Here is a 25,714-nt window from a genome sequence, read left to right as displayed (position 1 = left end):
AGCGAAGTTACGCCCCGGTAGCGCGGTCCCGGGACCCGGGATCGGGAAGTCGGCGGTTGAGCGAGAAGAGCCGACCGAGCATCGGCATGAGGACGATGTTGAGACCGTGCAGGATCCCGATGATGAGCAGGATGCCGCCGATCCGGGACAGCTCGTAGGTGACCTGACCCGCGGTGACGGTCTCCACGGGCTCCCGCAGCAGCGACCATTCCGGGTTCGGCGCCACCTTGATCGAGAAGAGGATGTAGGCCGTGAAGATCAGGTAGTAGACGATGTCCGTGAGGACGATGTAGCTCTTGCCTGTCAGCGGGTTGTCGTGGAAGACGTCGGCGGCGTAGGCCCGCCCGAACCGCTTGATGAAGGGCCCGAGCCACAGGGCGATGGCGACGAGCACGAGGTTCGTGGCAACTTCGAGGATCCACCAAGGCATGGCGAGAGCTCCGTTCACTCGGGGGGTCTGGGTGAGCACGGCCGTGACGGCCAGGACGACGAACAGCACTGCGACGAGGGACCATCGCCGGATCGAGCGGCGACGGACCCGGTCCGCAGCGATGCCCTCGACGACTCGTTCGAAGAGGTCGGGCGACGGCTCGATGGGGTAGTCCGTCAAGGCACGGGCAAGTCGGTCTTCGAGATCACTCATCGATTCCCCTCCAAGGTCTGGGCGAGGCTGGCGAGCCCGCGTTGCAGGTGGGTCTTGACGGTGTTGGCCGACAGGCCGAGGGTCTCGGCGATGTCCGGGATGGACAGGTCGAGGTAGTAGCGGAGCGTGACGCAGTCGCGTTGGCGGCGCGGCAGGGTGCGCAGCGCGTCGATGACTTCCTGCCGTTGCGCGCGGGTCGCCGCATCCTCCTCGGCCGAGGCCGAGTCGCCGATCGCAGGTGGACGGTGACGGAGTGAGACCAGACCACGACGGTTGTGGTCGCGGGCCAGGTTGATGACGATCGACCGCAGGTATGCCGCCGCGTTGTCGGATCCGCGCAGCTGAGCGGGAGAGGCGGATGAAGGCCTCCTGAACGAGGTCTTCGGCGGCGGTGCGGTCATCGAGATAGAAGCGCGCCAACCGCGTGAGCGAGGCCCCCTCCTGCGCGAACAACGCCATGACGTCGAGGCCTGCCCCGACGTCGATCGGGTCGAGGGCGAGCTCGGCAACGGTCTCCATCGCCCTGACAGACGTGTGAGACGTGCCGTTCGGGTGACTCGTGAACGCACTGTTCTCAGGGGTTTTCGCCGTGTCACCCATTCGCGGCAGTCCGACGTCTGCCTTGATGTCGACACCTCGTCGGCCCCGAAGAAAGGACACCCGATGCTCACCTCCTCGCAGGCTCGGATCGCAGCAACTGCTACCGCGATCGTCCTCCTCACTGCCACCCCCGCGCTGGCACTTGGCGCCATCATCCGCACCGACGGGCTCCTGAGTGACCTTGCGCCCAGTTCGTCCGGACCGTTCGACGGTGCCCGGGCGCGAGTGCAGATCGCCGAGTCGGCCAACGGTGCGAGCCACGCCGTCCTCACGGTCAAGGGCATCGGCGCGGCCGCCGAGGGCCAGACCTTCGGCGCCCACCTCCACGACGGTCCCTGCGTCGCCGGCGACGGAGCGGCCGCACTGGGTCACTACAACTCACATGTCCAAGGCGGCCTCTCTCCCGAGGTCAGCGACCGGACCGAGATCTGGCTGGACTTCACGGTCGCCGATGGTGCCGGGACAGGCACGGCCACTGTTCCCTTCGTGCCGGTGTCCGGGTCACATTCGGTCGTCGTCCACGCGGCGCCGACCAATCCTCAGACCGGTGCGGCAGGTGCCCGGCTCGCCTGCCTCACGGTGTCGTGGTGACGTTCCTTCGCCACCTCGGCCTGGGTCTCGTCCTCGGCGTCCTCACGGGCGCCGAGGCACGCGGCTTCATGCGGCTGCTCGCCGAGGACCCCGAGTTCACGTGGGTGGGAACAGGGTTCATCGTCGGCATCTTCGCTGTCGCCGGTGTCGCCCTGGCAGCGGCCTACGACCTGAAGCAGCGTCGCCGGTCGCGGTGGTGGAAGCTTCTCGCGTTGCCAGCCATCGTCCTCGGCCTGGGGCAGGGCATGCTCCTCATTCCCGGCATCGTCTCCGTGACCCTCGTGCTGTCCCGGCGACGCAGGACGCGCCTCATCGGAGCAGTGCTCGGTCTGGCGTATCTCGTGGGGATAGCTGTCCTTCTCGGATCGTCGGGAGCGCCCATCACCCCGCGGTTCGTGGCGGGCATGGCCGCTCTGGCGGTGTGTTGCGCCGCCGTCGGGGCCGGCGCGCGAACGGCACTCACCGGTTGGTCCAGGCGCACGACGAAGTCAGGAACGGCGGGTGACGCCGAGCGCGACCGAGGACAGGGCGCCGACCACGGCCGCAATCGCAGCTCCGCGGAAGACCCACTCGACCTGCACGACCGCAGCGTCGAGCAGGGCCTGCCCGTCGGTCTGGTCGGGCAGGGCAGCGACGGCGGCGTAGTACTGGTGCAGGCCGATCGCGGTGAGCAGGGCGAGCCCGACGACCATGCCAATCATCCGGGCGACGACGACGAGGGCGCTCGCCGTGCCGTGCGCGTCATCGGGTGAGTCGGCCAGTGCCGCATTGTTGACGGGGGCGAGGGCCAGGCCGATGCCGAGTCCGACGAGTGCGAGGACAAGAGTCGACGAGACCTCGTCGAGGGACCCACGCCCCCAGGTCGACATGATGACGAGACCGAGGGCTGCGAGCGCGAGCCCGACCCCGCTCACGAGTCCGTCGCCCAGCCAGCGGAGCGACCAGCCACCGAGAAGGGCACCGACGGGCACGGCGATGAGGAACCGGACGAGCACGAAGGCCGCCACGGTCTCGCTCTCGGTGTGCACCAGGCGCGCCAACAACGGCACATCGACGATGACCGCGACGAGCGCGATGCCCACACACAAGGAGACGAGCAGCGCCCACCGAGCGCGACCGACCACGACACCTCGAGGCACGAGAGGCTGGGCGGCACGACGGTGGTGCAGGAGATAGAGACCCGCGAGCACTGCAGCCACGGGCAGGAGCGCGAACCCGAGCGGGCCGACGATCTCCTTCTCGGGGTTGGCCGCAGCGAAGGTCAGGACGATGCAGCCGAGGGCCCCACCGAGCAGCAGGGCACCGAGGAGGTCGGCCCGACTCAGCACCGGCCAGGCACCACGCACCCACAACGCCACGGCAGCAACGGCAAGCACCAGCGCCGCCACACCGATGGGCGTCAGCACCCGCGACGTCGACTCGCCGAACGGCACGAACGGCACGCCCAGCGAGACCGACGTCACGAGCGGCCCCGGAGCAGCCAGCGCAAGCCAGCCGACGAGCGCTGCGACGAGCGACACAGCGACGGGAAGCGCACGGGGGCGGGACGGCATACCCCCTCCGACAACGACCACAGCGCCGGCAAGCAGCACTCCCAAAAGAGCGTTGATCCAGAAGATGGCGCGCCAGTCCGCGACCGCGAGCACCGCGGCACCGAGCACCGGCCCCACGACGGAACCCAGCTCCTGCACCGCGCCCACGACACCGAGTGGAGTCCCACGGCGGTCGCGGTCCCACAGCTGCGCGACGATCGCCAGGGTGGCGGGCACGAGCCCACCGCCGCCGATGCCCTGGATGACGCGGCCCGCGACGAGCACCGGCAGCTCGACAGCGAGCGCGGTGATGGCCGAGCCGACGACGAAGATCGCGAGGCACCCGAGCAGAACCCGTTGTCGCTCAGTCAGATCCGCGAGTCGGCCGATGAGGGGCAGCACCGCGATGTAGCCGAGGAGGAAGCCCGAGATGATCGGCGTCGCACGCTGCAGGGCGTCAATGCCGATGCCGACGCCGGACATCATGTCGGTGAGGGCGAGCACGACGACATAGGTGTCGGCGGCCGCGAGCGCCACCGCAACGGACGCCGTCGCGAGGAGCGCCCTAGGGGCGGGTGATCTCAACCGGGGTCCCGTAGTTCCTGAGGCGCAAGGTGTAGGTCGACGTCGTCCCGGCGAAGAACGGTCCGGTCATCGTGGCGAGCTGCAGCTTGTCGCCCTCGCCGATGCCATAGGTGACCGTGAACTCGCCCGCGCCGTCCCCGAGGTTGAACAGCGCCTTGATGCGCGAGCCGGGGAGCGTGCCGGAGACCTGCTGCAGCACGGCGGCACCGTCGCGCACCTCCTTGCCCGCGGCGGGGCTGCCTGTCTCGACGAGGAGCTGCGAGATGCCCTTGGCAGGGTCGAAGAAGTCCGACGGGTTCGGCGCACCGAGGTCGGCGAGGTCGGCCGGGTTGTAGGTCGGCGTGAAGAACTTCATGTATGCCGCGTCGCCGATCGTGATGACCTCGGCCGCACCGCTGACACCCTTGATCGTCGCCGTCACGTTGCCCTTGAACTTCGGCTCTGTGGCGCTGATGGCGCCGGTGCCGATGGCGCCGGTGACGCCGTTCTCGGTCTTGGGGACGTCCTTGCTCGACAGCGTGAGGCCGACGAACTTGGCCTCGTCGAACACCTTCTTGGCTGCGGCGAGCTGGGCCTTGGGGTCGGCCTTGGCCTCGGGGGTGTCACCGCCACCGGAGCAACCCACGAGCATGGCGACGGCCACGGTCACTGAACTGGTCAGCAGAGCACGACGTCGCATGACGCCCACCCTACTGGCCGGTTGGTTGGCTCAGCGGAGGGTGAGCCCATCGTCACCGCGGTCCACGGTGACCGTCTGGCCGTCGCGGACATCTCCGGCGAGAAGGGCTCGGGCGAGCCGGTCCCCGATCTCCTTCTGGATCAGTCGCCGCAACGGACGAGCGCCGTATGCCGGGTCGTATCCCGTGTCCGCGAGCCACTCGCGTGCCGCGTCGGTCACCTCGAGGTCGATGCGCCTGTCACTCAGCCGGGCCCCGAGGGCACGGACCTGGAGCTCGACGATGTGGGCCAGCTCGTCACGACTGAGCGGGTCGAAGATCACGACCTCGTCGAGGCGGTTGAGGAACTCGGGCTTGAAGGCCGTGCGCACCGCGGCCATGACGGCCTCGCGCTTGTCCTCCGGCCCCAACGTCGGGTCGATGAGGAACTGGCTGCCGAGGTTGCTCGTCATGACGAGGATGACGTTGCGGAAGTCGACCGTGCGGCCCTGACCGTCGGTGAGGCGCCCGTCATCGAGGACTTGAAGAAGGATGTCGAAGGTTTCGGGGTGGGCCTTCTCGACCTCGTCAAGGAGCACGACGGAGTAGGGCCGCCGGCGGACGGCCTCGGTCAGCTGGCCACCTTCCTCGTGACCGATGTAGCCGGGAGGAGCGCCGATGAGCCGCGCGACGGCGTGGCGCTCGGAGTACTCGGACATGTCGATGCGGACCATCGCCCGCTCGTCGTCGAAGAGGAAGTCGGCGAGCGACTTCGCGAGCTCGGTCTTGCCGACACCGGTTGGCCCGAGGAAGAGGAAGCTGCCCGTGGGCCGGTCGGGGTCGGCGATGCCGGCCCGGCTGCGTCGCACCGCGTCGGAGACCGCCTGGACGGCGCTCGCCTGACCGATGAGGCGGGACCCGATGATGGCCTCCATGGACAGGAGCTTCTCGGTCTCGCCCTGGAGCAAGCGGCCGGCCGGGATGCCGGTCCAGGCCGAGATGACCTCGGCGATGTCGTCCGCACCCACCCGCTCCTTGACCATCAGATCGCCGTGGTCGGCGCTGGCAGTCGCCTCTCGGTCGGCGGCCGCGAGCTGCTTCTCGAGCTCGGGGATCTCACCGAACTCGATCCGGCTGGCGGTCTCGAAGTCGTATTCGCGCCGAGCCTTCTCGAGGCGGGTGCGGGCCTCGTCGACCTGGGCCTTGAGGTCACCGACCCGGTTGAGGCCGGACTTCTCGGCGTCCCACCGGGCGTTGAGACCGGCGAGCGCCTCGGACTTGTCGGCGAGGTCCGAGCGCAGACGCCTCAGCCTGTCGATGCTCGCGTCATCGGTCTCGCGCTCGAGGTGCAGCTCCTCCATCTTGAGCCGGTCGACGGCACGGCGGAGCTCGTCGATCTCGACGGGGCTGGAGTCGATCTCCATGCGCAGCCGGGATGCCGCCTCGTCGACGAGGTCGATCGCCTTGTCCGGCAGTTGGCGTCCAGTGATGTAGCGGTCCGACAGCGAGGCGGCTGCGACAAGCGCGGCGTCCTCGATCTCGACCTTGTGGTGCGCCTCGTAGCGCTCCTTGAGGCCGCGCAGGATCGCGATCGTGTCCTCGACCGACGGCTCGCCGACGAAGACCTGCTGGAAGCGACGCTCAAGCGCCGGGTCCTTCTCGACGTGTTGACGGAACTCGTCCAGGGTCGTCGCGCCCACCAGTCGCAGCTCGCCCCGGGCCAGCATCGGCTTGAGCATGTTGCTGGCGTCCATCGCGCCCTCACCGGTCGCGCCGGCACCCACGACAGTGTGCAGTTCGTCGATGAAGGTGACGATCTGGCCGTTGCTCGCCCTGATCTCCTCGAGCACGGCCTTGAGCCGCTCCTCGAACTCACCGCGGAACTTCGCCCCCGCGACCATTGCGCCGAGGTCAAGGCTGATGAGTCGCTTGTCCCGCAGTGACTCGGGGACATCACCATCAACGATGCGCTGGGCGAGTCCCTCGACGACGGCGGTCTTGCCGACGCCGGGCTCGCCGATGAGGACCGGGTTGTTCTTCGTGCGACGCGAGAGGACCTGGACGACGCGGCGGATCTCGGAGTCCCGACCAATGACCGGGTCGAGCTTGCCGTCACGGGCCTGCGCGGTGAGGTCGGTGCCGTACTTCTCGAGGGACTCGCTCCCACTCTCCTGCGCCTCGGACGTGACCTTGCGGCCAGCCCGCAACTCGCCGATGCGCGCCTCGACTGACTTGGCGGCCGATCGGTCGACGCCTGGGATGGCGCCCTTCTCGACGAGGGCGAGCACGAGGAGGTCCGTGGCCAGGTGGGTGTCGCCCTTGGCGGACATGAGGGTGCTCGCCTGCTGGAGCACCACGAGCGCGGCCTGCCCGAGCGCAGGCGTGGTGGTGCTGGGACCGGAACTCACCGGCATACGGGACAGCGCGGAGCGCGCCGCGGAGGCGACAGCCGACGCGGTGGTGCCGGCAGCCTCGAGGAGAGCAGGTGTCGACGTCTCCGGCTGCTCGGAGAGCGCCAACGCCAGGTGATCGGGGGTGATCTCCGGGTGTCCGTCGCTCTGCGCCGTCCGCTGGGCGAGCGCGAGCGCCTCGGCAACCTTGGTCGTCGGGGTCAGTTCCATCGTGGGGATCTCCTGAAGGGGCCGGGGTCAGCAGGTCGCGGCAAGGTCCTCCACCTCGTCGGTAGGCTCACTCGGGGTCGGGCGGCTCCCCGGCTGGGACTGGCTGGGAGTCACGCTCGGCGTCGGGGTGGCCTTGCTCGGCTTGGGAGCCGACGCGGGGTTGATCGCCGACTGCACGAGCGTGCGGATCTTGTCGAAGTCCGGGTTGGCGACCTTGACGACCTTGTTGGTGATCGGCAGGCTCCGGATGGATCCCTTGTCCTGGAGGGTGCCCACGAGCTCGGCCCACGCCGGCAGCTCGGACCCGGGGATGTCGATCGTCACGTTCTCCTTGACCACCTCGGCGAGCGCCGGGTAGTTGCGCAGGAGCTCGACCGGGTTGGCCTGGTTGAGGATCGCGCCGGTGACACAGCGTTGGCGGCGCATGCGGCTGAAGTCGTCACTGCCGGCGCGCGAACGGGCGTACCAGAGGGCGTGGTAGCCGTCGAGCTTCTGGAGGCCGGGTTCGATCCATTGCTCCTTGCCACCGCTGAAGACGATGCGACCGTTGACGTTCTTGCAGCTGACGCAGACGCGCTCCTGGACGTTGATCTCGACACCACCCATCGCGTTGACGAGGGCCTGGAAGCCGCGGAGGTTGACGACGAGGCTGCGGTCGATCTTGAGTCCGAGAATCTCTCCGATGACATCCTGGGTCGAGCTCAGGCCCGGGTTGTCATTGCCGGGGAAGAGGTCGGAGTGGTCCGTGGCGAGCGTCCAGATGCCATTGAGCAGGCACTCATCACCGCAGTCGTAGCCGTTGGGCCAGAGCTTCGACAACGGGTTCGACTTGGGGATCGGGACGTATTCGAGGTTGCGCGGAAGCCCGAAGAGGACCGTGTCCCCGGTCTCTGTGTCGATGCTCGCGACCATCATCGAGTCGGTGCGGATGCCGACCCGGTCGTCGCCGGCATCCGAGCCGAGAAGCAGCACGTTGACGCGGGGCTTGTCGGCCCAGGCATTGGCATCGTCCTCGTTGGCGCCGCCGTCGCCGCCGTTGTCGGTGAGGACGGTGATGACGTCGCGCTGAATGGTCAGGTAGCGCGCCGCCGTCGCAGCGGGGGCGATGACAAGGAGACAGCACACCACGGCGAAGGCTGCGCGCCACACGCTCCCCGGACCCCTGGGTGACGTCTCGCGTGCGGTGAGCACGATCCCCGCGCACCACAGCAGGGTGCCCACGACCGTGGCGACGAGCAGCCCGACCAGAACACGCGGTCGCACGGCGAGATCGAGGGCCGCAACGACGAAGCCCTTGCGCCAGGCATAGAAGAGGAAGAGTGAGCCGAGGAGCAGCGCCCCCAGGAACAGCGCCAGCCCGAACGCACGCCGACGCGTCGGGATGAGTCCGGCACCCGGGAGAAGCGTGCTCAGAGCGGTCAGGCGCAAGAATCGACCCGTCCCACCCCGGACGCGGCTGCGGCGTGCACCCCGGGTGTCGTACTCGTCGTAGTCGTCGTCGTGGAAGGGCACCCGGCCATCATGCCGTCACTGGCTGGGCCTTGACTGTGACCGCGCGGAACTCGCCCCCAGATCATTGTCGATGTCGAACCACGGGAAGGTCCCCGCAGGCCGCACCGGCACCGACCATTTGGGCACGACGAGCTCGCGTCGAGAGGCCCCCGTGGCCCACCGCGCGATGTGCGGAGCAGCGTGGACGCGCCACCAGTCGATCTCTGCGGCGAGGGTCTGCCCGAACCGGGACGGACGCGGTGGCTCCAGCTCGGGGGCGGCGGTGGCGTGTGTGGGGTCGGTGACGTGTGTGGCGACAGTGCCGAGTCCGAGGAGGTGCGCGACCTGGGCCGCCAGACGCTGGTGACCCAGCGGCGACGGGTGGACCCGATCCCCCGCCCACAGGCGCCGATCCGCCCACGCGCCACGCTCCGACACGTCAGCGATGAGGGCACCTCGATCCCGGGCGATCTCGCGCAATCCGGTGTTGAGGGCCCGGACCCGAGAGCGCAAAGGAGTGAGGGCCGGTGACCCGCTGATCTCGAAGCCGGTGAAGACGATGACCGTGGTCGTTGCCGCGAACTGCGCAAGGGCGTGGTCGAGTGGCGCCAGGACGTTGTCGAGCCTCAGCCTCGGGCGCAGGATGTCGTTGCCGCCGGCCCAGACCGTCACGATGTCGGGCCGCAGCGCCACGGCGGCCGGCAGCTGTTCGGCAGCCACGTCGCGGGCGGTCTTGCCGCGCAGCGCGAGGTTCGCGTAGTCAGATGCGGGGTCGTGCGCGGCGAGCAGGGCCGCCACGAGATCGGCCCAGCCCCGCAGTCCGTTGGGCCATGAGGGGTGGGGGTCGCCGACCCCTTCCGTGAGTGAGTCGCCGAGCGCGACGAACCTGGCCACGAGCGGACGGTATGCCGTCTGCCCGCCTGCCCTGTGACGTCCCGACGACGGGCACGGGACATCTGCGCGAACAACAGCCGACGTGGGCCCGATCGGGTTGAGGTGCGGCCGATTCCGTGAAAGGCATGGGGCATGCAGCCCGGTCGGTTCGTCGCTCTCGGAGACTCCTTCACCGAGGGGGTGGGCGATCCGAACCTGCACTACCCCAACGGATTTCGCGGATGGGCCGATCGGATGGCCCGCCAACTGGGTCGCGACGACCGCCGGTGGGAGTACGCGAACTTCGCCATCCGCAGCAAGGTGCTCGACCAGGTCGTCGAGGACCAGTTCGACGACGCGCTGGCCCTGGCACCGACGCACATCTCGTTCTATGCGGGCGGCAACGACCTCCTCTCGTTGCGTTCGGACCTCGACGCCCTGATGGGTCGCTACGAGGACGCGTTGACCCGACTCACCGCGAGTGGCGCTCACGTCCTCGTTTTCACCGCCTTCGACATGCGCACGACCGCGCTGCTCGAACCGTTGAGGCGCCGCGTCCTCACCTTCAACGATGTGGTGCGCGAGCTCGCGTCGACCCACGGCGCGACCCTGCTCGACCACTCGCTGATGCGGGAGTACGACGACCGGCGTCTCTGGGCACCCGACAAGATCCACATGAACCGGTTGGGGCACAAGCGAATGGCGGCCTTCGTCCTGCGCGAACTCGGCGTGCCGCACACCCTCAAGGTGCGCGAGCTCGACGAGTGGGAGCCGCGTGGGTGGCGCCGGGCGGTGCGCGACGAGGGTCGCTTCCTGCGCACCGAGGTGGCGCCTCTGGTACGCCGGCGACTCACCGGCCGGTCGGAGGGCGACCACGCCCTGCCCAAGTGGCCCGAACCCATCCGCCCCGCAGACGGCATGAAGCGCCTCGCCCGCCAACGCGCCCTTGCCCGTCAGCCCACCGGATAGGCCTTGGGAAGGCGCATGCCACGGTCGGTGAGGATGGTGCGGACCCGGTCCGGGTAGTCCGTGATGATCCCGTCGACACCCATGTCGATGAGCGCCTCGATCGTGGCCGGGTCGTCGCACGTCCACGGCACGACCTTGAGCCCGAGCGCGTGGGCGTCGGCCACCATCTGCTCACTCGGATAGAAGCGGAATCCGGGGTCACCGACCTTGCCGCTCTGCGGGAATCCGTAGTTCGGTGACAACGCCGTGACGCCTTCGATGGACGCCGCAGCAGCGACGAAGTCTCCACCGAAGTCATCCGCGTCGATGCCACCGAGCCACGGTGACGCGCCCGGCTTGCCCACCTGGAGGAAGTCGAAGTTCGTCAGGGCGACAAGGGGGCGTGTCGGCGCGAGCCGGTGCATCTCCATGAGTGAGCCCCAGTCGAACGACTGCACGGTCACCTGCTTGGCCAGGCCACTCGCCTCGATCTCCTCGTGGACGCGCCGGACGAACAACGCGCGAGGAGCGGTCTGCTCGGGGGCACCTGCCTCAACCTTCGTTTCGATGTTGAGGGTGACCTGACGGGCTTTGTGTGCCTTGACGACGTCGAAGACCTCGCTCAGCTCGACGATGCGCGCGCCGTCGACCTGCTCCTGCTGCGGGTGACCGGGCAGCTGCTGGAATCCGCAGTTCAACGTCTGGACCTGGGCGAGCGTGAGGTTCTTGATGTAGTCACGGACGTAGGGGTACTCGGGGTCGCCCGCAAATGCCGGCGCCGTGTCGGCGCACTTCTGGGCGCTCACCTGGCGGTCGTGGGTGACGACGACCTTCTCGTCCTGGGTGATCTGGGTGTCGAGCTCAAGGGTCGTGACGCCGAGCTCGAGCGCCTTGGCGAAGCCCTGCGGCGTGCTCTCCGTCGTCAGCCCGAGTCCACCGCGGTGCGCCTGCACGTCGAAGTGGGTCTTCTGCGGGAGCACGACCGCGCCGGACGGGTCGGAGGGGGAGGCGACCGCGTGTCCAGCTCCGACGGTCAGTGGGAGGCAGGCGGCAGCGAGGGTGGCGAGAGTGCGAAGTGGAGTCATGCTCTCGACGCTAGGTCGGCCGAGTCGACCGCGCGCGGCGAGGAGATGACGCGCGGGCGAACTTCAGCACGACTCAGGGCGCGACGGAGGATTCGGCCGGTGCGATGTCGAGCCAGGCAAGGGCTCGCTCGATGAGCTCCTCGGGACGCTGCCCGAGGTCCAGGACCATCCCGCTCTCACCAGGCTCGAGCGCCTCGAGGGTGTCGATCTGCGACTGGAGCAGGCTCGCCGGCATGAAGTGACCCTCACGCTTCGACATCCGGCCCTTGATGACCTCGGCCGGCCCGTCGAGGTGGAGGAAGTCGACCGAGGGCGGCCCTTCGCGCAGCACATCCCGATAGGTCCGCTTCAGCGCCGAGCACGTGATGATCGTCGAGATCCCGTCGTCCGCCTTGGCGTCCATCCAGGCGGCCAATGACCGGAGCCAGGGCCAACGGTCCTCGTCGGTCAGAGGAATACCCCGCTCCATTGTGGCGATGTTCGCGGCGGAGTGGAACGCGTCCGCCTCGGCGAACTCGAGCCCGGTCGCTTCGGCGACGCCTCGTGCGATGGTCGTCTTGCCGCTGCCCGACACTCCCATGACGACGACGTGCCGCGTCGGGTCACCAGTCATGAACGGTTCCGTCCTTCAGTCGGTTGAACGGCAGGTAGGCCGCTTGGTACGGGTGCGCGGCCGCCGCAGCCAGGTCGAGCTCGACCCCGAGGCCAGGCTGCTCTCCCGGGTGAAGGTACCCGTCCTCGAAGCTGAACGACTGCTGGAACACCTCGTTGGTGAGCGCGCCGTGCTGCATGTACTCCTGGATCCCGAAGTTGTGGATCGCCAGGTCGAGGTGCAGCGCTGCGGCCATGCCGACCGGCGAGATGTCGGTGGGCCCGTGGATGCCGGACTTCACCTGGTACTGCGCCGCGAAGTCGAGGATCTTCTTGAGCGCCGTGATGCCGCCGGTATGGGTGACGGCCGAGCGCACGTAGTCGATGAGCTGCTCCTGGATGAGCGTCTGGTAGTCCCACACGGTGTTGAAGATCTCGCCGATCGCGAGCGGGGTCGTCGTGTGCTGACGGACGAGCCGCAGGGCGTCCTGGTTCTCGGCGGGCGTGCAGTCCTCGAGCCAGAAGAGGTCGTAGGGCTCGAGCGACTTCCCGAGCTTGGCGGCCTGGATCGGCGTCATCCGGTGGTGCCCGTCGTGCAGCAGCGGGAGCTCCGGCCCGAACTCGGAGCGGACGGCCTCGAACACCGTGGGGATGTGCCGCAGGTAGGCGCGCGTGTCCCAGTCCTCCTCGGCCGGGAGCGGAGTGCGTTGGGCCGGCTCGTAGTCGTAGCGCTTCCCGTCGGCGCTGGGCTGGGCGGCTACCCCGTAGACGGCGTTGATCCCCGGCACGGCCGTCTGCACGCGGATCGAGCGGTAGCCGAGGTCGAGGTGCTTGCGGATGGAGTCGAAGAGCTCCTCCGTGTCGCGACCCGACGCGTGGCCGTAGGCCATGATCCCGGTGCGGGAGGCGCCGCCGAGGAGCTGGTAGAGCGGCATCCCCGCCGCCTTGGCCTTGATGTCCCACAGTGCGACGTCGACCGCGGCGATGGCAGCCATCGTGACGGGCCCGCGGCGCCAGTAGGCCGACCGGTAGAGGAACTGCCACGCGTCCTCGATCCGGTGCGGGTCGCGGCCGATGAGCAGGGGGACGACGTGGTCCTTGAGGTAGGACGCGACGGCGAGCTCACGCCCGTTGAGCGTGCCGTCGCCGAGGCCGGTGATGCCTTCGTCGGTCGTGATCTGCAGCGTCACGAAGTTGCGGTCGGGGCTGGAGACGATGACGTCTGCGGCGACGATCTTCACGAGCAGTCCTCTCGAGTTGCGTTGTGGTCAGGTCACATTCATGGCGTATGCCGTGCGCGCGGGTCAGCGGATCGTCTCGCCCGGGCGGTGGGTGGCGAGGTCGCCCAGGTCGCGGCGGCGGGGGAGGCCCTGCCAGTCCCCGTAGGTGCTCACGGCCCAGGCCCCGAGCTGGGCCGCCCTGTCGAGCCTGCCTGCGGGGTCGAGCCCGTCGAGGAGGCCGCTCAGCAGGCCAGCGCAGAACGCGTCACCGGCTCCGACGGTGTCGATCGCAGTGACGCGACGAGCGGGTGCGTCCACCCGGCCCTCTGACGTGAAGAGGGAGGCGCCGTCAGCGCCACGCTTGATGGCGACCTGCTCGATGCGTCCGCCCAGCAGGGCGGCCACGGCTTCGTCCTCGGGGCCCGTGGACACGAGGTCGAGCTCGTCGTCACTGGCAATGAGGAGGGACAGGTGCGGCAGCAGGTGGCGCAGGGCGGCAGCCGCCTCATCCCTGGCCCAGAGACGTGCCCGGTGGTTGACGTCAAGGGAGACGAAAGCACCTGCGGCAGACGCCTGTTGGACGGCAGCCTGCACGGTTGCGGCGGCTGGTGCAGAGAGCGCCGTGGTGATGCCCGTGACGTGGAGGGCGCGGACGTCCTCGAAGTCGACCAGGTCGATGTCCTCCGGTGACAGGCGCGAACCGGCTGACCCGGCGCGGTGGTACTCGACGCGCGTGAGATCGGCGGTGCGCTGCTCGAGGAACATGAGTCCCGTGGGAGCGGTGTCATCGACGACGACACGGTCGACCTCCACCCCCTCGGCGCGCAGAGTGCGCACTGCCTCGCCACCGAAGGCGTCATCACCGACCCGGCCGAGCCACTCGACGGAGTGCCCGAGGCGGGCCAACCCGATGGCCACGTTGGACTCTGCACCCGCCAGGCCCGGGGTGAGGGCGGCGCCGAACATGAGCGGGCCCGGTGAGCGGAACGAGACGAGGGCTTCGCCGATGGTGAGGACGTCCACGGTCACGACGACTCCCCCGCATCCTCCGCCCACGAGGCGAAGGCCCGGGCGCGGTGGCGCAGCGCGTCGAGCGAACCCCCGTTGGCGGCGTCCCCGACGAGCGGTCCCCCGACACCGACACCAATGGCACCAGCCGTGAGGTAGGCCCGAGCCTCGGAGATCCCGACACCGCCCACGGCCATGAAGGGAATCTGCGGGAAGGGGTCCCGCAGGGCCTTGAGGTAGGCCGGGCCGCCGGTCGATGCCGGGAAGAGCTTCACGACCTCGGCACCCCCGGTGAACGCCGCGTGCGCCTCCGTCGGCGTGAACGCCCCTGCAGCGCAGGGAATCCCGAGCCTGGCGGCCTCGGCCACCGAGGGTGTCACGGCGGGGGTGACGACGAACTCGGCACCAGCGCTCTTGGCGGCGGAGACGTCGTCCTCGATGAGCACGGTCCCCGCCCCGACGAAGGAACCCTCGGGCGCCAAGGCGCGAAGGGCCTCGATCGTGGCCAGGGCGCCCGGCGTCGTGAGGGTGATCTCGACGAGGCGAATTCCCTCCTCGAGCAGCACCCGGCCGGTGTCGAGCGCAGCCTCCTGCGACGTGCCGCGGATGATGGCCATGATGCGGTGGGCCCGCACGAGGGCAGGCAGCTGTCCCGGTTGCATCACCACTCCGCGAACGTGCCGTCGGGCTGACGCCACACCGGGCCGCGCCACGCGTGTCCGGCCTTGTCTGCAGCACGCACGGCGGCTTCGTCGATCTCGATGCCGAGCCCGGGTCCAGTGAGCCGCGCAATGTGGCCGTCGACGAACTCCAGCGGCTTCGTGTCCACGAGGTAGTCCAGGACGTCCGCCCCCTGGTTGTAGTGGATGCCGATGCTCTGCTCCTGGATGAGGTGGTTCGACGTCGCAAAGGCCACCTGCAGGGAGGACGCGAGGGCCAAGGGCCCCAGCGGGCAGTGCGGTGCCAGCGCAGCGTCGAAGGTCTCGGCGAGCGAGGCAATCTTGCGGACCTCGGTGATCCCACCGGCGTGCGAGAGGTCGGGCTGGACCACGGCCACCCCGGCCTGCAGGACCGGAAGGAACTCCTGGCGGCCATAGAGCCGCTCCCCCGTCGACACCGGAGTCGTCGTCGAACGGACGAACTCACCGATGAGGTGTGAGTTCTCCGGAGTCACCGGCTCCTCGAGGAACATCGGCCGATAGGGCTCGAGCAGAGGTGCGACCCGGCGCGCGTTGGCGAGGGTGAAGCGCCCGTGGAAGTCGACGGCCACGTCGCCGTGGTCTCCGAGCACTTCACGAGCGGCAGCGACGCGGGCGACGACACCGTCGATCTCGGCCACGGTCCCCAGCGGCGACATGCGCCCGCTCGCGTTCATCTTCACCGCCGTGAGGCCAGCCGCCATCTGCTCGGCGATGTGATCACGCACCTCGTTCGGTTCGTCCCCGCCGACCCAGCCATAGACACGGACCCGATCACGCACCGCCCCACCGAGCAGCTGGTGCACGGGCACGGCATACCTCTTGCCCTTGATGTCCCACAACGCCTGGTCGATGCCGGACACGGCACTGCCCAGGATCGGGCCGCCGCGATAGAACGACCCCTTGGTCATCACCGCCCAGTGGTCCTCGATGCGTTCCGGGTCACCGCCGATGACCATCTCGGCGAGCTGCTCCACCGCGGTGCGCACGGTCTCGGAGCGGCCCTCGCAGGTTGCCTCTCCCCAGCCGACGAGTCCGTCCGAGGTCTCGATCCGGACGAACAGCCAGCGGGGGGCGACGAGGAAGGTCTCGATCCGCTCAATCATCGATGCCATCCCCATCAGCCCTTGGTCGCACCGGCGGTGAGGCCGGAGACGACGTACTTCTGGGCGAGGAGGGCAAGGATCATGATCGGCACCGTGACAACGGTGGCGGCGGCCATGAGGCCACCCCAGTCGATCGCGGCATACCCGACGAAGTCGAAGATGGCGACCGGCAGAGTCTTGGTCTTGGCGCCCGAGAGCACCAGGGCGAACATGAAGTTGTTCCACGAGAAGATGAACGCCAGGATGCCGGCCGTGGCGATCCCGGGCGTGGACAGCGGCAGCGTGATCCGCCGGAAGGCACCGATCGGGGTGAGCCCGTCGATCTGACCCGACTCCTCCAGCTCCAGGGGCATGCCGTCGAAATAGCCCATCATGATGTAGACGACGAGCGGCAGCGACACGAACATGTGGCTCAGCACCAGGACCGTGAATCCGCCGACGAGCCTGAGGTTCGAGAAGACGTAGAACCACGGGACGAGCAGCGAGACGCCGGGGATGACGCGCGCCATGAGCACGACGAGAGCCGAGCGCCTCATCGTGAAACGGCTCATCGAGTAGGCCGCCGGGACACCGAGAAGCAGCGACAGCACGGTCGAGGCGAAGGCCACCCACAGGCTGTTGATGATGAAGGTGACGTAGTTGGCCTGGTCGAGGACGGTCTTGTAGTTCTCGACGGTCGGCGAGAAGAGCAGCGCCTTGCTCGTGTCATAGATGTCGACGTTCGTCTTGAGCGACGCCGCGACCATCCAGATGAGGGGCATGAGGAGGGCGAGGACGACGAGGACCAGTGCCCCGACGCGAAAGACCTTGTATGCCGTTCCGCTGCGCATCAGTGGTCCGCCTTCCGACGTGAGGTGATGACCCACATGGAGCCGATGATGAGGAGGAAGAAGATGATGAGCACCGTCGAGCTGGTGCCGTACTCGTTGTAGTCAAAGCTCAGGCCGTAGGCGTAGACGTTGAGTGTCTCGACCTCGTGGTAGCTGCCACCGCCCTTGCCCTTGGTGGCATAGAGGATGTCGAACGTCTTGAGCGCGTCGATGCCGCGGAGCAGGATCGCGACGAGGACGGTCGACTTCATCAGCGGGAGGGTGATGAAGCGGAAGCGCTGCCACCCGTTCGCTCCGTCGATGAGGGCGGCCTCCTGCGGCTCGTCCGACAGGGACGTGAGGCCTGCGAGAAGGATGAGGACCACCATCGGTGTCCACTGCCAGATGTCGATAAACATCGTCGTCCACAGCGCCGAGTTCTCACCGGCCAGCCACGGCTGTGCTGGAATGCCGACCCACCCGAGGGCCTGGTTGGCCAGGCCGATGTTGGGGTCGAAGATGAGTCGCCACATCATGCCGACCGCGACAGGCGTCGCAACCAGCGGCATGAGGATGGCGACCCGGACCCACTTCTCGCCGCGGAACGGACGCCACAGCAGGAGGGCGATGGCCATCCCGAGCACGACCTCGACGAGGAGCACGACACCGGTGAACTGGACCGTGCGCCAGACCGCCGGCCAGAAGCGCGCGGTGTCGGTGAGGACGTCGAGGTAGTTCTGGGCTCCGACGAACTCCTTCTCCGCTCGCACGGAGCCCTCGGCGTCGGTGAGGCTGAGATAGACGGTCCACGCCACCGGGAAGATGATGAGCACGGTGACGAATGCCATTGCGGGAGAGGCAAAGAGCCACTTGCGGTGGTTGTTCGCCCAGCGCGAGAACCCTGAGGTTCCCGTGACGGGGAGCGCGTCAGCTGACATGGGTGGTTCACCTTCGCTGCTGTGGATTTCGGGGTGGATCGGGCCCGGGTCCTGGTGCCGAGTGCCCTGCGGCTCTCGGCACCAGGGCCCATGGGTCAAAACTCAGGCTGCGTCAGCCCGTCACTTTGCTTCGTCGTCGAGCAGGGCCTGGAAGGCCTTGGCAGCCTCGTCGGCCGCGGCCCCCGAGTCCTTGCCGGTGATCGCGTCGACGATCGGGAGTCCGACGAGCTCACGAGCCTCGGGGACCTTCACGACCTGGGGGCGGTCGAAGCCGACACCGTTCTTGGCGCCTGCGGCAGCCGCCTCGACGAGGTCCTTCGGGTAGGTCGACGTCGCGTCCGCGTCACTCGAGACCGAGGTGCGGGCTCCGGGGACCCCTGCCTTCTGGTTGGCGAGCGTCTGCTCCTTGGTGGTGGCCCACTCGATGAACTTCCACGCGTTGGCCTTGTTCTCGGAGGCCTCGTTGATCCCCAGCGCCCACGACGGGACGTTGTAGGGCTTGGAGCCGGCCGGACCTTCAGGGAAGGGAGCGAATCCGACCGTCTCGGAGACCTTGGACTTGGCCGGGTCGGTGGCATTCTTGTAGAGCGAGCTCGCCTCGGTGTAGAAGGCGGCCTGACCCTGGGTGAAGATCGCCATGGCCTCCGGCCAGCTCATGTCCGTGCTGACGTTCTTGGGGCCGTGGTCGTGGAGGAGCCCCCCGTAGTAGGCGTAGGCCTGCTTGGCCTCAGCCGAGTTGACCGATGCCTTGCCGCTGTCGTCGACCCAGTTGCCACCGAAGCTGTAGAGGTAGCTCGAGAACTGCGTGACGGCCGCCGACTTCCCGGTGCGAGCCACGAACCCGGCGACGCCGGGGTTGGCGGCCTGCACCTTGGCGGCAGCCTCCTTGAGCTCGTCGAGCGTCTTGGGCGGTGCGGAGTAGCCAGCCTTCTGGAGCAGATCCTTGCGGTAGTAGAGGACCTCGGTCTCGGTGATGAGCGGCACGCCGACGACCTTGTCGTCATAGGTGGCGGCCTCGACCGGGCCCGGCTGGAAGTCGCCCCAGTTCCAGTCCTTGGCACCCTCGACGTCCTTGGTGAGGTCGGACAGGTAGCCGTTCTTGCCGAAGAGCTTGCCCTCCTGCAGGGGGCGATACATCATCACGTCGAGGTCGCTCGTGCCAGCGTTGAGCTTGACGTTGTACTGGTCCGAGAGCTGGTCCTCGCCGAGCTGGGTGAGCTCGACCTTGAGGCCCGTGGACTTCTCGAACTCGGGAAGGGCCGCCTTGAGGTTCTCGGTCCACACATGGTTGGCCAGAGTGACCTGGATGGTCTTCGAGCCGGTGCCTTCTTCGTCGCCGCCGCCACCACAGGCCGACAGGCCGAGGGCCGCGGCGAGAGCCAGAGCGGATCCGGTTGCTGTGCGTCGCAACACGTCGATCTCCTTGAGTGTCGAGGCCGCCCCGTCGTTGGAGCCGTCGCCGCGCCGGACCACTACGTCCGTCTAATCACGGGATACTAGAGTCATAAGTATGACTTGAGCAAGACTCTGACCAGAATGCGTATGATTTAACGCATGGCCACTGCCCCCCGCCCTGTCGACGAGGTCACCGGTCTGCACGGACGCCTCGTCGAGAGTCTTGGACTGGCCATCTGTGGCGGCGCCCTGGCGCCCGGGACCGTCCTGTTCATCGACGAGCTCGTGTCCGAGCACGCCGTCTCGCGCTCCGTGGTGCGCGAGGCGCTGCGCGTTCTCTCCTCCATGGGTCTCGTCGCGTCCCGCCGCAAGGTTGGCACCCTGGTCCTCGACGCCGGCTCCTGGAACGTCTACGACCCGCTGGTCATCCGCTGGCGCCTCGCGACCGACGGGCGCCTCATCCAGCTCCGGTCCATCACCGAGCTGCGCACCGCCGTCGAGCCACAGGCCGCGCGGTTGGCGGCTGAACGCGCCCTGCCGCTCGAGGCGAGCGGCCTCGTCACCCTCGCGGGCCAGCTCTGGGCCGCCGGTCAGGACGGGCGCATGGACGACTTCCTCGCCCTCGACATCGAGTTCCACCGACGCGTCCTCGCTGCCTCGGGCAACGAGATGTTCGAGCACCTGCACCGTCAGGTGGCCGAGGTCCTCACCGGTCGGCACGCCTACGGGCTCATGCCCCACCACCCCCACGTCGACGCGCTCCAGCTGCACACCGATGTCGCCTCCTCGATCCAGCGAGGCGACGGCGACATGGCCCACGCCGCGATGGTCGCGATCATGAGTCGCACCATGGGCGAGACCAAACAGCTCTGGGCCGAGCAGAAACAGGCACCGACCTCGCAAGGGTGAGCTGGCGGCATACGCCGCAGTGCCGTTCACCCTCGGGCACACAGACGCGCCTCGACCCCGCCACCGGGAGGGGGTGACGGGGCCGAGTGCGTGTGGACCGTGGGCTGTCAGCTCACTTGGTGAGCACGGACAGGGTCGGGTCGTTCGCGTACTCCTCCTTGGCGTTTGCCTTGGTGACGATGTGCGGCTCGAGCAAGTTGGCCGGAACCACCTTGACGGTGTTGTTGTAGGACTTGTCGTCCGTGACCGTCGGCTTCTCGCCCTTCTGGAGGGCGACGACCATCTCGATGGTGGCCTTGACGAGGTTGCGGGTGTCCTTGTTGATCGTGGAGTACTGCTCGCCAGCCATGATCGACTTCACCGACTCGACCTCGGAGTCCTGACCGGTGATGACCGGGACGGGCTTGCCTGCGGCCTTGACCGACGTGATGACAGCGCGGGCGAGGGTGTCGTTCGGGGAGAGGACGCCGTCGAGCGTGGCCGTCGAGTAGCTGGCGGAAAGAAGGGTGTCGGCGCGCTTCTGCGCGTTCTCGGCCTTCCAGCCCTGGGTGACGGCCTGGGTGAACTGCGTCTGACCCGAGACGACCTTGAGGGTGCCGTCGTCAATCTTCGGCTGGAGGACGCTCATGGCGCCGTCGAAGAAGACCTTGGCGTTGGCGTCGTCGGGCGAACCGGCGAAGAGCTCGATGTTGTAGGGACCGGCCGGCTTCTTGGCGGCCATGCCCTCGAGGAGCGCGTTGCCCTGCAGCACACCGACCTTGAAGTTGTCGTAGGCGACGTAGTAGTCGACCGCGGGAGTGTTGAGGAGGAGCCGGTCGTAGGCGATGACGGTCGCTCCGCTGTCCTTGGCGGCCTTGACCTGGGTGCCGAGCTGGGCACCGTCGATGGCGCCGACGACGACGACCTTGGCGCCCTTGGTGACCATGGACTGGAGCTGGTTCTGCTGCTCGCCGACACCACCGTTGGCGAACTGCACGTCGGCCTTGAAGCCGGCCTTGGCGAGGCCGTCCTTGAAGAGGTTCTCGGCGAGGACCCAGTTCTCGGAGGTCTTCTGCGGGAGGGAGACGCCGATCAGGGCGTCCTTCGGGAAGGCCTCGGCTGCGCCGCTGGCGGCACCACTCGCGGTGTCGGTCGGGGTCTTCTCGTCGGCACGGCCGCAGCCGGTCAGTGCAAGAGCTGCAATGGCGGAGACCGCCATCACCTTGGTGAGGGAACGCATGTTGTCTCTTTCTTTCGTATGCCGTGACGAACCCGGGGCGGAGACGTCACCTGTGGTGCCTATGAAGTTGGCTGGTCCGGCGAGCCCGGGGTCAGGACTCCTGCTTCACCGTCTCGGTCGTGTCCTGGGTCGCTCGCCGACCGAAGTTCTGGGTGAGCAGGCCCGTGATCGAGCGCCGGCCCTGTGACTTGTTGTAGACGTCGAAGGCGACGGCGGTGAGCAGCACGAGGCCCTTGATGATCTGGGTCATGTCGGCGCCCACACCCTTGAGCTGGAGCCCGTTGTTGAGGACGGCTATGACGAGACCCCCGATGACGGCTCCGACCACGGTGCCGACACCACCGGTGACGGCGGCGCCACCGATGAAGACGGCGGCGATCGCGTCAAGCTCCCAGCCGACCCCGTCGAACGGGCCGGAGGCGTTGGAGCGGGCGACGAACATCATCCCGGCGAGGGCCGCGAGGATCGACATGTTCATCATGACGAGGAAGTTGACCCGCTTGGAACGCACGCCGGACAGCTCGGCTGCGTGGCGGTTGCCACCGACGGCGTAGACGTGGCGTCCGATGATCGTGCGCGTGGAGATGAAGCCGTAGAGCAGGACGAGTCCGCCGAGGATGAGCGCGGATATCGGCAGGGAGGTACCACGCCGACCCGACGCCATGAGCATGGCGACGGCGAGGATGGCGACGGAGATCAGGCCGAGCCGGATCCACATGACCGAGCCGGCCTCGACGTCGACACCGATCTTGGCCTGGTTGCGCCTGTTGCGCAGGGTCCCGCCGATGATGGCCGCGCAGAGAAGCAGCCCGATGAGGATGGTGAGGTTGTTGTAGCCGGTCCTGGGCCCGACCTCAGGCAGATACCCGGCGCCGATGGTCTGGAAGTCCTCGCCGACAGGAACGGTGTTTGACTTGCCGACCCACTGGTTGGCCCCGCGGAAGATGAGCATGCCGGCCAGCGTGACGATGAAGGCGGGGATGCCGACGATGGCGACCCAGAACCCCTGCCAGGCGCCGGCCAGGGCGCCGATGGCGAGGCCGAGCAGGATGCCGAGGTACCAGGGGATGCCCCAGTCGCGCATCGCGATGGCGACGCAGATGCCGACAAAGGCGGCGATCGACCCGACCGAGAGGTCGATGTGGCCCGCGATGATGACGAGCACCATGCCGATGGCCATCACGAGGATGTAGCTGTTGCCCTGGAAGATGTTGATGACGTTGCCCGGGTCGAGCGTCAGCCCGTCCGTCAAGAACTGGAAGAGCACGATGAGGAAGACGAGGGCAAAGATCATCCCGAACTGGCGGGTGTCGCCTCCGAAGATCTCCTTGAGCTTGTTCATGCGGCGTCCTTCGGGGTCGAGTCGGAGGTGGAGTTCGTTGGCCCGGTCTTGGTCATGAGGCGCATGAGGGACTCCTGGTCCGCCGCGGCCTTGTCGAGGACGCCGGTGATCCGGCCCTCACTGATCGTGTAGATCCGGTCGCTCAGACCCAGCAGCTCGGGCAGCTCGGAGCTGACGACGATGACGCCCTTGCCCTCGTTCGCGAGGCGCTGGATGATCCCGTAGATCTCGAACTTCGCGCCGACGTCGATGCCGCGGGTGGGCTCGTCGAGGATGAGCAGGTCGGGATCGGTGAAGAGCCACTTGGCCAGGACGACCTTCTGCTGGTTGCCACCCGAGAGCTTGGCCACGCCATAGTCGACCGAAGGGGTCTTGGTGCGCAGCGCCTTGCGATAGTCGTCGGCCGCGGAGTGCTCGGCGCGACGGTCGATGACCAGCTGGTGGGTGATCTTCTTGAGCTTGGCCGAGACCGTCGTCGCCTTGATGTCGTCGAGCAGGTTGAGGCCGAGGGACTTGCGGTCCTCGGTGAGGTAGCCGATCCCCGCGTCGATGGCCGCGGGCACGTTGCGCAGGTCCACCCGTTTGCCGTTGAGCGTCATCTCGCCGCTCATCCAAGTGCCGTAGGAATGGCCGAAGATCGAGCGCATGAGCTCGGTGCGCCCGGAGCCCATGAGACCGGCGAAGCCGACGATCTCGCCGCGGCGCACGAAGAACTCGGACTGTTTGGCCACGAGGCGATCCGCAACCTGTGGGTGCCCGACGGTCCAGTTCTTGATCTCGAACATGACCTCGCCGATCTGCGGCGTGTGGTCGGGGAAGCGAGACTCGAGCGAACGCCCGACCATGCCGCGGATGATGCGGTCCTCGTCGACGGCACCCTCGCGCACGTCGAGGGTCTCGACCGTCTCGCCGTCACGGATGATCGTGATCGCGTCTGCGATGGCCTCGATCTCGTTGAGCTTGTGGCTGATCATGATGGACGTGATGCCCTTGCTCTGCAGGCCTCGGATGAGGCCGAGCAGGTGGCGCGAGTCCTCCTCGTTGAGCGCCGCAGTGGGCTCGTCGAGGATGAGCAGCTGCACATCCTTGGAGAGCGCCTTGGCGATCTCCACGAGCTGCTGCTTGCCGACACCGATGTTCTTGATCGGCGTCTCGGGGTCCTCCGCGAGGCCGACGCGTGCCAGGAGGTCGCGCGCCCGGTTGTTGGTCTTGACCCAATCGATCGCGCCGCGCTTGGTCTCCTCGTTGCCCAGGAAGATGTTCTCGGCGATGGAGAGCTCGGGAATGAGCGCCAGCTCCTGGTGGATGATCACGATGCCGGCGTGCTCGGAGTCGCGGATGTTGTTGAACGTCACGTCGGCGCCGTTGAAGCGGATCGTGCCTTCATAGGTGCCGTGCGGGTGGACGCCTGACAGGACCTTCATCAGGGTCGACTTGCCCGCGCCGTTCTCACCGCAGATCGCGTGGACGTCACCGCGGCGCACCGTCAGGGTGACGTCGGAGAGGGCCTTCACACCGGGAAAGGTCTTGGTGATGCCCGTCATCTCCAGGATGGGTGCCGAACCGGCCACATCGTCTCCTCATCGAGTCACTCACCGAGGACCTCGATGGCCTCGGTGAGCCGATGCTAGACCCGTCACCTGTCGTTGACGGTCACCTCGGTGGCGGGACGCCCAGCCTTGTCCAGTGGACAAGGCTAATCGGACAAAAACACCCGGGATGCCCCGTGATACCCGCGTCTGGTGCATGACAGGGCACTCCCGCATCGACAGCCGTATCGGTCAGGGATCTGTCGGAACGGGGTCGTACCAACCGTGGTGCTCCTTCGCGAGGGCCGCGAACCGGTCGCGCAGACCGCTCTCCACAGGTCCTGACTCGTCCTCGACCATGTCCTCACGCACGTGAACACCCCACTCGTGGTCCTCGGCGTCGTCTTCTCCCGCGAGGGCAACGCGCAGGACCCGGACCTCGCTGAAACCCTCGTCAGCAAGGTCGGCGGCGATCTCTTGTGCCACGGCGCGGTCGGGGAAGAGAAGCAGGTGCTCGGTCATGAAACGTGAGTATGCCGTTCAGCGGGCTTCCGGTGCTGCCGCCAGTCGCCCGTCCGGTCCGGCGGCCAGCGGGAACCACAGCTCGTAGCGATCAGCGGGAAGGACGGCCTCGGCGTACTCCACCGGGATGCCGGCAGCCGTGGCACGGCGGGTCAGGCGCACGATGGGAGACGCCGACGAGATGGCCAGGTGGCGTTGCTCGGACGCCGTCGGGAAGCCCACAACAACGCTCTCCTCACCCGCGTCCGGTAGCTGGCCGCGATCTCGGAGCCAGCCATACAGACTTGCCGGAGGCTCACCCTTGAGCAGGGGACGGGCGAGGCGCGCGGGGAGCCAAACACGTTCCAGCGCAAGCGGATTGCCATCGCCGAGCCGCAACCGGTCCAGGCGAACGGCCGCAGCTCCCGCCCGCAGCCGGAGGTGGACACGCACCGCCTCGGGTGGCGCGTCGTCCAGGGCCCGGCCCAGGGTTCGCGTTGTCGGGTTGAGCTGGGCGCGCTTGACCTCGTCGGCGAACGATCCGAGTCTCACCCGAAGGGCGATGGCCGGTGGCTGCACAAAGGTCCCGCGTCCCTGCTCGGCCCGCAGCCGGCCCTCGCGCGTGAGCACGGCAATCGCCCCGCGCACGGTCATGCGCGCAACGCTCCACTCCTCGGCGAGCGCCCGCTCGGTCGGGAGCATCGCCCCCGAGCCCAGGGTGTCGGCCAGTGCCCGAAGGCGCGAGATCGCCTGCGACTGCTTGGTCGGGCGCGTCTCCTCGACCTCGGATTGTCCTGCCATGACCGTGACAGTAGCCGGGGTAG

General features: G+C 68.0%; 24 protein-coding genes and 1 pseudogene. 3 read left to right on the top strand and 22 right to left on the bottom strand.

Annotation, left to right across the window (positions count from 1 at the left end; all coding sequences use genetic code 11):
• Positions 1 to 7: 7 nt before the first annotated feature.
• The 3 genes and pseudogenes from ACFQRE_RS04545 to ACFQRE_RS04535 form a co-directional block, all read right to left on the bottom strand.
• Positions 8 to 643, bottom strand: a complete 636-nt coding sequence (locus tag ACFQRE_RS04545) for a hypothetical protein (protein ID WP_380120468.1) — start codon at positions 641 to 643, stop codon at positions 8 to 10.
• A complete protein-coding gene (locus ACFQRE_RS04540) occupies positions 640 to 1,044 on the bottom strand; it encodes an RNA polymerase sigma factor (protein ID WP_380120425.1) in 405 nt (134 codons plus the stop codon). Before ACFQRE_RS04540 ends, ACFQRE_RS04545 begins: the two co-directional genes overlap by 4 nt.
• Positions 1,022 to 1,102 (bottom strand): annotated as a pseudogene (locus ACFQRE_RS04535) (SigE family RNA polymerase sigma factor); the annotation flags it as partial. The pseudogene ACFQRE_RS04535 and the gene ACFQRE_RS04540, both read right to left, overlap by 23 nt.
• Positions 1,103 to 1,306: 204 nt before the next feature.
• Here ACFQRE_RS04535 and ACFQRE_RS04530 point away from each other — a divergent pair.
• Positions 1,307 to 1,834 carry a superoxide dismutase family protein gene (locus ACFQRE_RS04530; protein ID WP_380119395.1) on the top strand — a complete coding sequence of 176 codons (528 nt, stop codon included), beginning with the start codon at positions 1,307 to 1,309 and terminating at the stop codon, positions 1,832 to 1,834.
• Positions 1,835 to 2,322: 488 nt separating this feature from the next.
• Here the strand turns inward: ACFQRE_RS04530 and ACFQRE_RS04525 are convergent, their stop codons facing one another.
• From ACFQRE_RS04525 to ACFQRE_RS04505, 5 genes are read right to left on the bottom strand one after another with little or no spacing between them, the layout of a single operon-like run.
• On the bottom strand, positions 2,323 to 3,951 hold the full coding sequence (locus ACFQRE_RS04525) for an MFS transporter (protein WP_380119392.1): 1,629 nt from the start codon (positions 3,949 to 3,951) through the stop codon (positions 2,323 to 2,325).
• The gene (locus ACFQRE_RS04520) at positions 3,932 to 4,630 is read right to left on the bottom strand and encodes an LppX_LprAFG lipoprotein (RefSeq protein WP_380119390.1); all 699 of its coding nucleotides are present in this window, start codon (positions 4,628 to 4,630) and stop codon (positions 3,932 to 3,934) included. The genes ACFQRE_RS04525 and ACFQRE_RS04520 overlap by 20 nt, the downstream gene beginning before the upstream one ends.
• Positions 4,631 to 4,660: 30 nt before the next feature.
• On the bottom strand, positions 4,661 to 7,228 hold the full coding sequence (clpB, locus tag ACFQRE_RS04515) for an ATP-dependent chaperone ClpB (RefSeq protein WP_380119388.1): 2,568 nt from the start codon (positions 7,226 to 7,228) through the stop codon (positions 4,661 to 4,663).
• Positions 7,229 to 7,255: 27 nt separating this feature from the next.
• Entirely contained in the window at positions 7,256 to 8,740 is a 1,485-nt protein-coding gene (locus tag ACFQRE_RS04510) for an LCP family protein (protein WP_380119386.1), read from the bottom strand.
• 15 nt (positions 8,741 to 8,755) lie between these two features.
• Complete coding sequence (locus ACFQRE_RS04505) at positions 8,756 to 9,613, bottom strand: SGNH/GDSL hydrolase family protein (protein WP_380119384.1); 858 nt, start codon at positions 9,611 to 9,613, stop codon at positions 8,756 to 8,758.
• Between the two features lie 132 nt (positions 9,614 to 9,745).
• Between ACFQRE_RS04505 and ACFQRE_RS04500 the strand changes: the two genes are divergently transcribed.
• Positions 9,746 to 10,561 (top strand): SGNH/GDSL hydrolase family protein, encoded by an 816-nt coding sequence (locus ACFQRE_RS04500; protein WP_380119382.1) that lies wholly within the window; start codon positions 9,746 to 9,748, stop codon positions 10,559 to 10,561.
• Here ACFQRE_RS04500 and ACFQRE_RS04495 read toward each other — a convergent pair.
• From ACFQRE_RS04495 to ACFQRE_RS04455, 9 genes are all read right to left on the bottom strand, one after another.
• A complete protein-coding gene (locus ACFQRE_RS04495) occupies positions 10,546 to 11,625 on the bottom strand; it encodes a glycerophosphodiester phosphodiesterase family protein (protein WP_380119380.1) in 1,080 nt (359 codons plus the stop codon). The two genes, ACFQRE_RS04500 and ACFQRE_RS04495, sit on opposite strands and share 16 nt — an antisense overlap.
• Positions 11,626 to 11,698: 73 nt before the next feature.
• A complete protein-coding gene (locus tag ACFQRE_RS04490; RefSeq protein WP_380119378.1) occupies positions 11,699 to 12,238 on the bottom strand; it encodes a gluconokinase in 540 nt (179 codons plus the stop codon).
• The gene (manD, locus tag ACFQRE_RS04485; RefSeq protein ID WP_380119376.1) at positions 12,228 to 13,457 is read right to left on the bottom strand and encodes a D-mannonate dehydratase ManD; all 1,230 of its coding nucleotides are present in this window, start codon (positions 13,455 to 13,457) and stop codon (positions 12,228 to 12,230) included. The genes ACFQRE_RS04490 and manD overlap by 11 nt, the downstream gene beginning before the upstream one ends.
• Positions 13,458 to 13,520: 63 nt before the next feature.
• Positions 13,521 to 14,465 (bottom strand): sugar kinase, encoded by a 945-nt coding sequence (locus tag ACFQRE_RS04480; protein ID WP_380119374.1) that lies wholly within the window; start codon positions 14,463 to 14,465, stop codon positions 13,521 to 13,523.
• The gene (locus tag ACFQRE_RS04475; protein WP_380120423.1) at positions 14,462 to 15,106 is read right to left on the bottom strand and encodes a bifunctional 4-hydroxy-2-oxoglutarate aldolase/2-dehydro-3-deoxy-phosphogluconate aldolase; all 645 of its coding nucleotides are present in this window, start codon (positions 15,104 to 15,106) and stop codon (positions 14,462 to 14,464) included. The genes ACFQRE_RS04480 and ACFQRE_RS04475 overlap by 4 nt, the downstream gene beginning before the upstream one ends.
• Complete coding sequence (gene dgoD / locus ACFQRE_RS04470) at positions 15,106 to 16,257, bottom strand: galactonate dehydratase (RefSeq protein ID WP_380119372.1); 1,152 nt, start codon at positions 16,255 to 16,257, stop codon at positions 15,106 to 15,108. The genes ACFQRE_RS04475 and dgoD overlap by 1 nt, the downstream gene beginning before the upstream one ends.
• Before the next feature lie 5 nt (positions 16,258 to 16,262).
• A complete protein-coding gene (locus ACFQRE_RS04465; RefSeq protein WP_380119370.1) occupies positions 16,263 to 17,078 on the bottom strand; it encodes a carbohydrate ABC transporter permease in 816 nt (271 codons plus the stop codon).
• Positions 17,078 to 17,995 (bottom strand): carbohydrate ABC transporter permease, encoded by a 918-nt coding sequence (locus tag ACFQRE_RS04460; RefSeq protein ID WP_380119368.1) that lies wholly within the window; start codon positions 17,993 to 17,995, stop codon positions 17,078 to 17,080. The genes ACFQRE_RS04465 and ACFQRE_RS04460 overlap by 1 nt, the downstream gene beginning before the upstream one ends.
• A 120-nt stretch (positions 17,996 to 18,115) precedes the next feature.
• Entirely contained in the window at positions 18,116 to 19,408 is a 1,293-nt protein-coding gene (locus tag ACFQRE_RS04455) for an ABC transporter substrate-binding protein (RefSeq protein ID WP_380119366.1), read from the bottom strand.
• A 141-nt stretch (positions 19,409 to 19,549) separates the two neighbouring features.
• On the opposite strand from ACFQRE_RS04455, the gene ACFQRE_RS04450 reads away from it, so the two are divergent.
• A complete protein-coding gene (locus ACFQRE_RS04450; RefSeq protein WP_380119364.1) occupies positions 19,550 to 20,299 on the top strand; it encodes a FadR/GntR family transcriptional regulator in 750 nt (249 codons plus the stop codon).
• A gap of 112 nt (positions 20,300 to 20,411) precedes the next feature.
• On the opposite strand, the gene ACFQRE_RS04445 is transcribed toward ACFQRE_RS04450, so the two are convergent.
• The 5 genes from ACFQRE_RS04445 to ACFQRE_RS04425 all read right to left on the bottom strand — a co-directional run bounded on the left by ACFQRE_RS04445 (position 20,412) and on the right by ACFQRE_RS04425 (position 25,691).
• The gene (locus ACFQRE_RS04445) at positions 20,412 to 21,518 is read right to left on the bottom strand and encodes a substrate-binding domain-containing protein (protein ID WP_380119362.1); all 1,107 of its coding nucleotides are present in this window, start codon (positions 21,516 to 21,518) and stop codon (positions 20,412 to 20,414) included.
• A gap of 91 nt (positions 21,519 to 21,609) precedes the next feature.
• Complete coding sequence (mmsB, locus tag ACFQRE_RS04440; protein ID WP_380119360.1) at positions 21,610 to 22,860, bottom strand: multiple monosaccharide ABC transporter permease; 1,251 nt, start codon at positions 22,858 to 22,860, stop codon at positions 21,610 to 21,612.
• Positions 22,857 to 24,404 (bottom strand): multiple monosaccharide ABC transporter ATP-binding protein, encoded by a 1,548-nt coding sequence (gene mmsA / locus ACFQRE_RS04435; RefSeq protein ID WP_380120421.1) that lies wholly within the window; start codon positions 24,402 to 24,404, stop codon positions 22,857 to 22,859. Before mmsA ends, mmsB begins: the two co-directional genes overlap by 4 nt.
• A gap of 237 nt (positions 24,405 to 24,641) precedes the next feature.
• Entirely contained in the window at positions 24,642 to 24,911 is a 270-nt protein-coding gene (locus ACFQRE_RS04430) for a hypothetical protein (RefSeq protein WP_380119358.1), read from the bottom strand.
• A gap of 18 nt (positions 24,912 to 24,929) precedes the next feature.
• Positions 24,930 to 25,691 carry a GntR family transcriptional regulator gene (locus ACFQRE_RS04425; protein WP_380119356.1) on the bottom strand — a complete coding sequence of 254 codons (762 nt, stop codon included), beginning with the start codon at positions 25,689 to 25,691 and terminating at the stop codon, positions 24,930 to 24,932.
• Positions 25,692 to 25,714: the final 23 nt, after the last annotated feature.

The sequence above is a fragment of the Knoellia pratensis genome (genome assembly GCF_042666395.1).
GTDB classification, from domain to species: Bacteria; Actinomycetota; Actinomycetes; order Actinomycetales; family Dermatophilaceae; genus Knoellia; species Knoellia pratensis.
This window is presented reverse-complemented; position numbering and strand designations above follow the sequence as displayed.

What these genes read in the sequence shown, in the direction of transcription:
- ACFQRE_RS04545 (WP_380120468.1), bottom strand. Translation starts at nt 643, where the DNA reads ATGAGTGATCTCGAAGACCGACTTGCCCGTGCCTTGACGGACTACCCC.
- ACFQRE_RS04540 (WP_380120425.1), bottom strand. Translation starts at nt 1,044, where the DNA reads ATGACCGCACCGCCGCCGAAGACCTCGTTCAGGAGGCCTTCATCCGCC.
- ACFQRE_RS04530 (WP_380119395.1), top strand. Translation starts at nt 1,307, where the DNA reads ATGCTCACCTCCTCGCAGGCTCGGATCGCAGCAACTGCTACCGCGATC.
- ACFQRE_RS04520 (WP_380119390.1), bottom strand. Translation starts at nt 4,630, where the DNA reads ATGCGACGTCGTGCTCTGCTGACCAGTTCAGTGACCGTGGCCGTCGCC.
- clpB (WP_380119388.1), bottom strand. Translation starts at nt 7,228, where the DNA reads ATGGAACTGACCCCGACGACCAAGGTTGCCGAGGCGCTCGCGCTCGCC.
- ACFQRE_RS04500 (WP_380119382.1), top strand. Translation starts at nt 9,746, where the DNA reads ATGCAGCCCGGTCGGTTCGTCGCTCTCGGAGACTCCTTCACCGAGGGG.
- ACFQRE_RS04495 (WP_380119380.1), bottom strand. Translation starts at nt 11,625, where the DNA reads ATGACTCCACTTCGCACTCTCGCCACCCTCGCTGCCGCCTGCCTCCCA.
- ACFQRE_RS04490 (WP_380119378.1), bottom strand. Translation starts at nt 12,238, where the DNA reads ATGACTGGTGACCCGACGCGGCACGTCGTCGTCATGGGAGTGTCGGGC.
- ACFQRE_RS04475 (WP_380120423.1), bottom strand. Translation starts at nt 15,106, where the DNA reads ATGCAACCGGGACAGCTGCCTGCCCTCGTGCGGGCCCACCGCATCATG.
- dgoD (WP_380119372.1), bottom strand. Translation starts at nt 16,257, where the DNA reads ATGGCATCGATGATTGAGCGGATCGAGACCTTCCTCGTCGCCCCCCGC.
- ACFQRE_RS04465 (WP_380119370.1), bottom strand. Translation starts at nt 17,078, where the DNA reads ATGCGCAGCGGAACGGCATACAAGGTCTTTCGCGTCGGGGCACTGGTC.
- ACFQRE_RS04460 (WP_380119368.1), bottom strand. Translation starts at nt 17,995, where the DNA reads ATGTCAGCTGACGCGCTCCCCGTCACGGGAACCTCAGGGTTCTCGCGC.
- ACFQRE_RS04450 (WP_380119364.1), top strand. Translation starts at nt 19,550, where the DNA reads ATGGCCACTGCCCCCCGCCCTGTCGACGAGGTCACCGGTCTGCACGGA.
- ACFQRE_RS04445 (WP_380119362.1), bottom strand. Translation starts at nt 21,518, where the DNA reads ATGCGTTCCCTCACCAAGGTGATGGCGGTCTCCGCCATTGCAGCTCTT.
- mmsB (WP_380119360.1), bottom strand. Translation starts at nt 22,860, where the DNA reads ATGAACAAGCTCAAGGAGATCTTCGGAGGCGACACCCGCCAGTTCGGG.
- mmsA (WP_380120421.1), bottom strand. Translation starts at nt 24,404, where the DNA reads ATGACGGGCATCACCAAGACCTTTCCCGGTGTGAAGGCCCTCTCCGAC.
- ACFQRE_RS04430 (WP_380119358.1), bottom strand. Translation starts at nt 24,911, where the DNA reads ATGACCGAGCACCTGCTTCTCTTCCCCGACCGCGCCGTGGCACAAGAG.
- ACFQRE_RS04425 (WP_380119356.1), bottom strand. Translation starts at nt 25,691, where the DNA reads ATGGCAGGACAATCCGAGGTCGAGGAGACGCGCCCGACCAAGCAGTCG.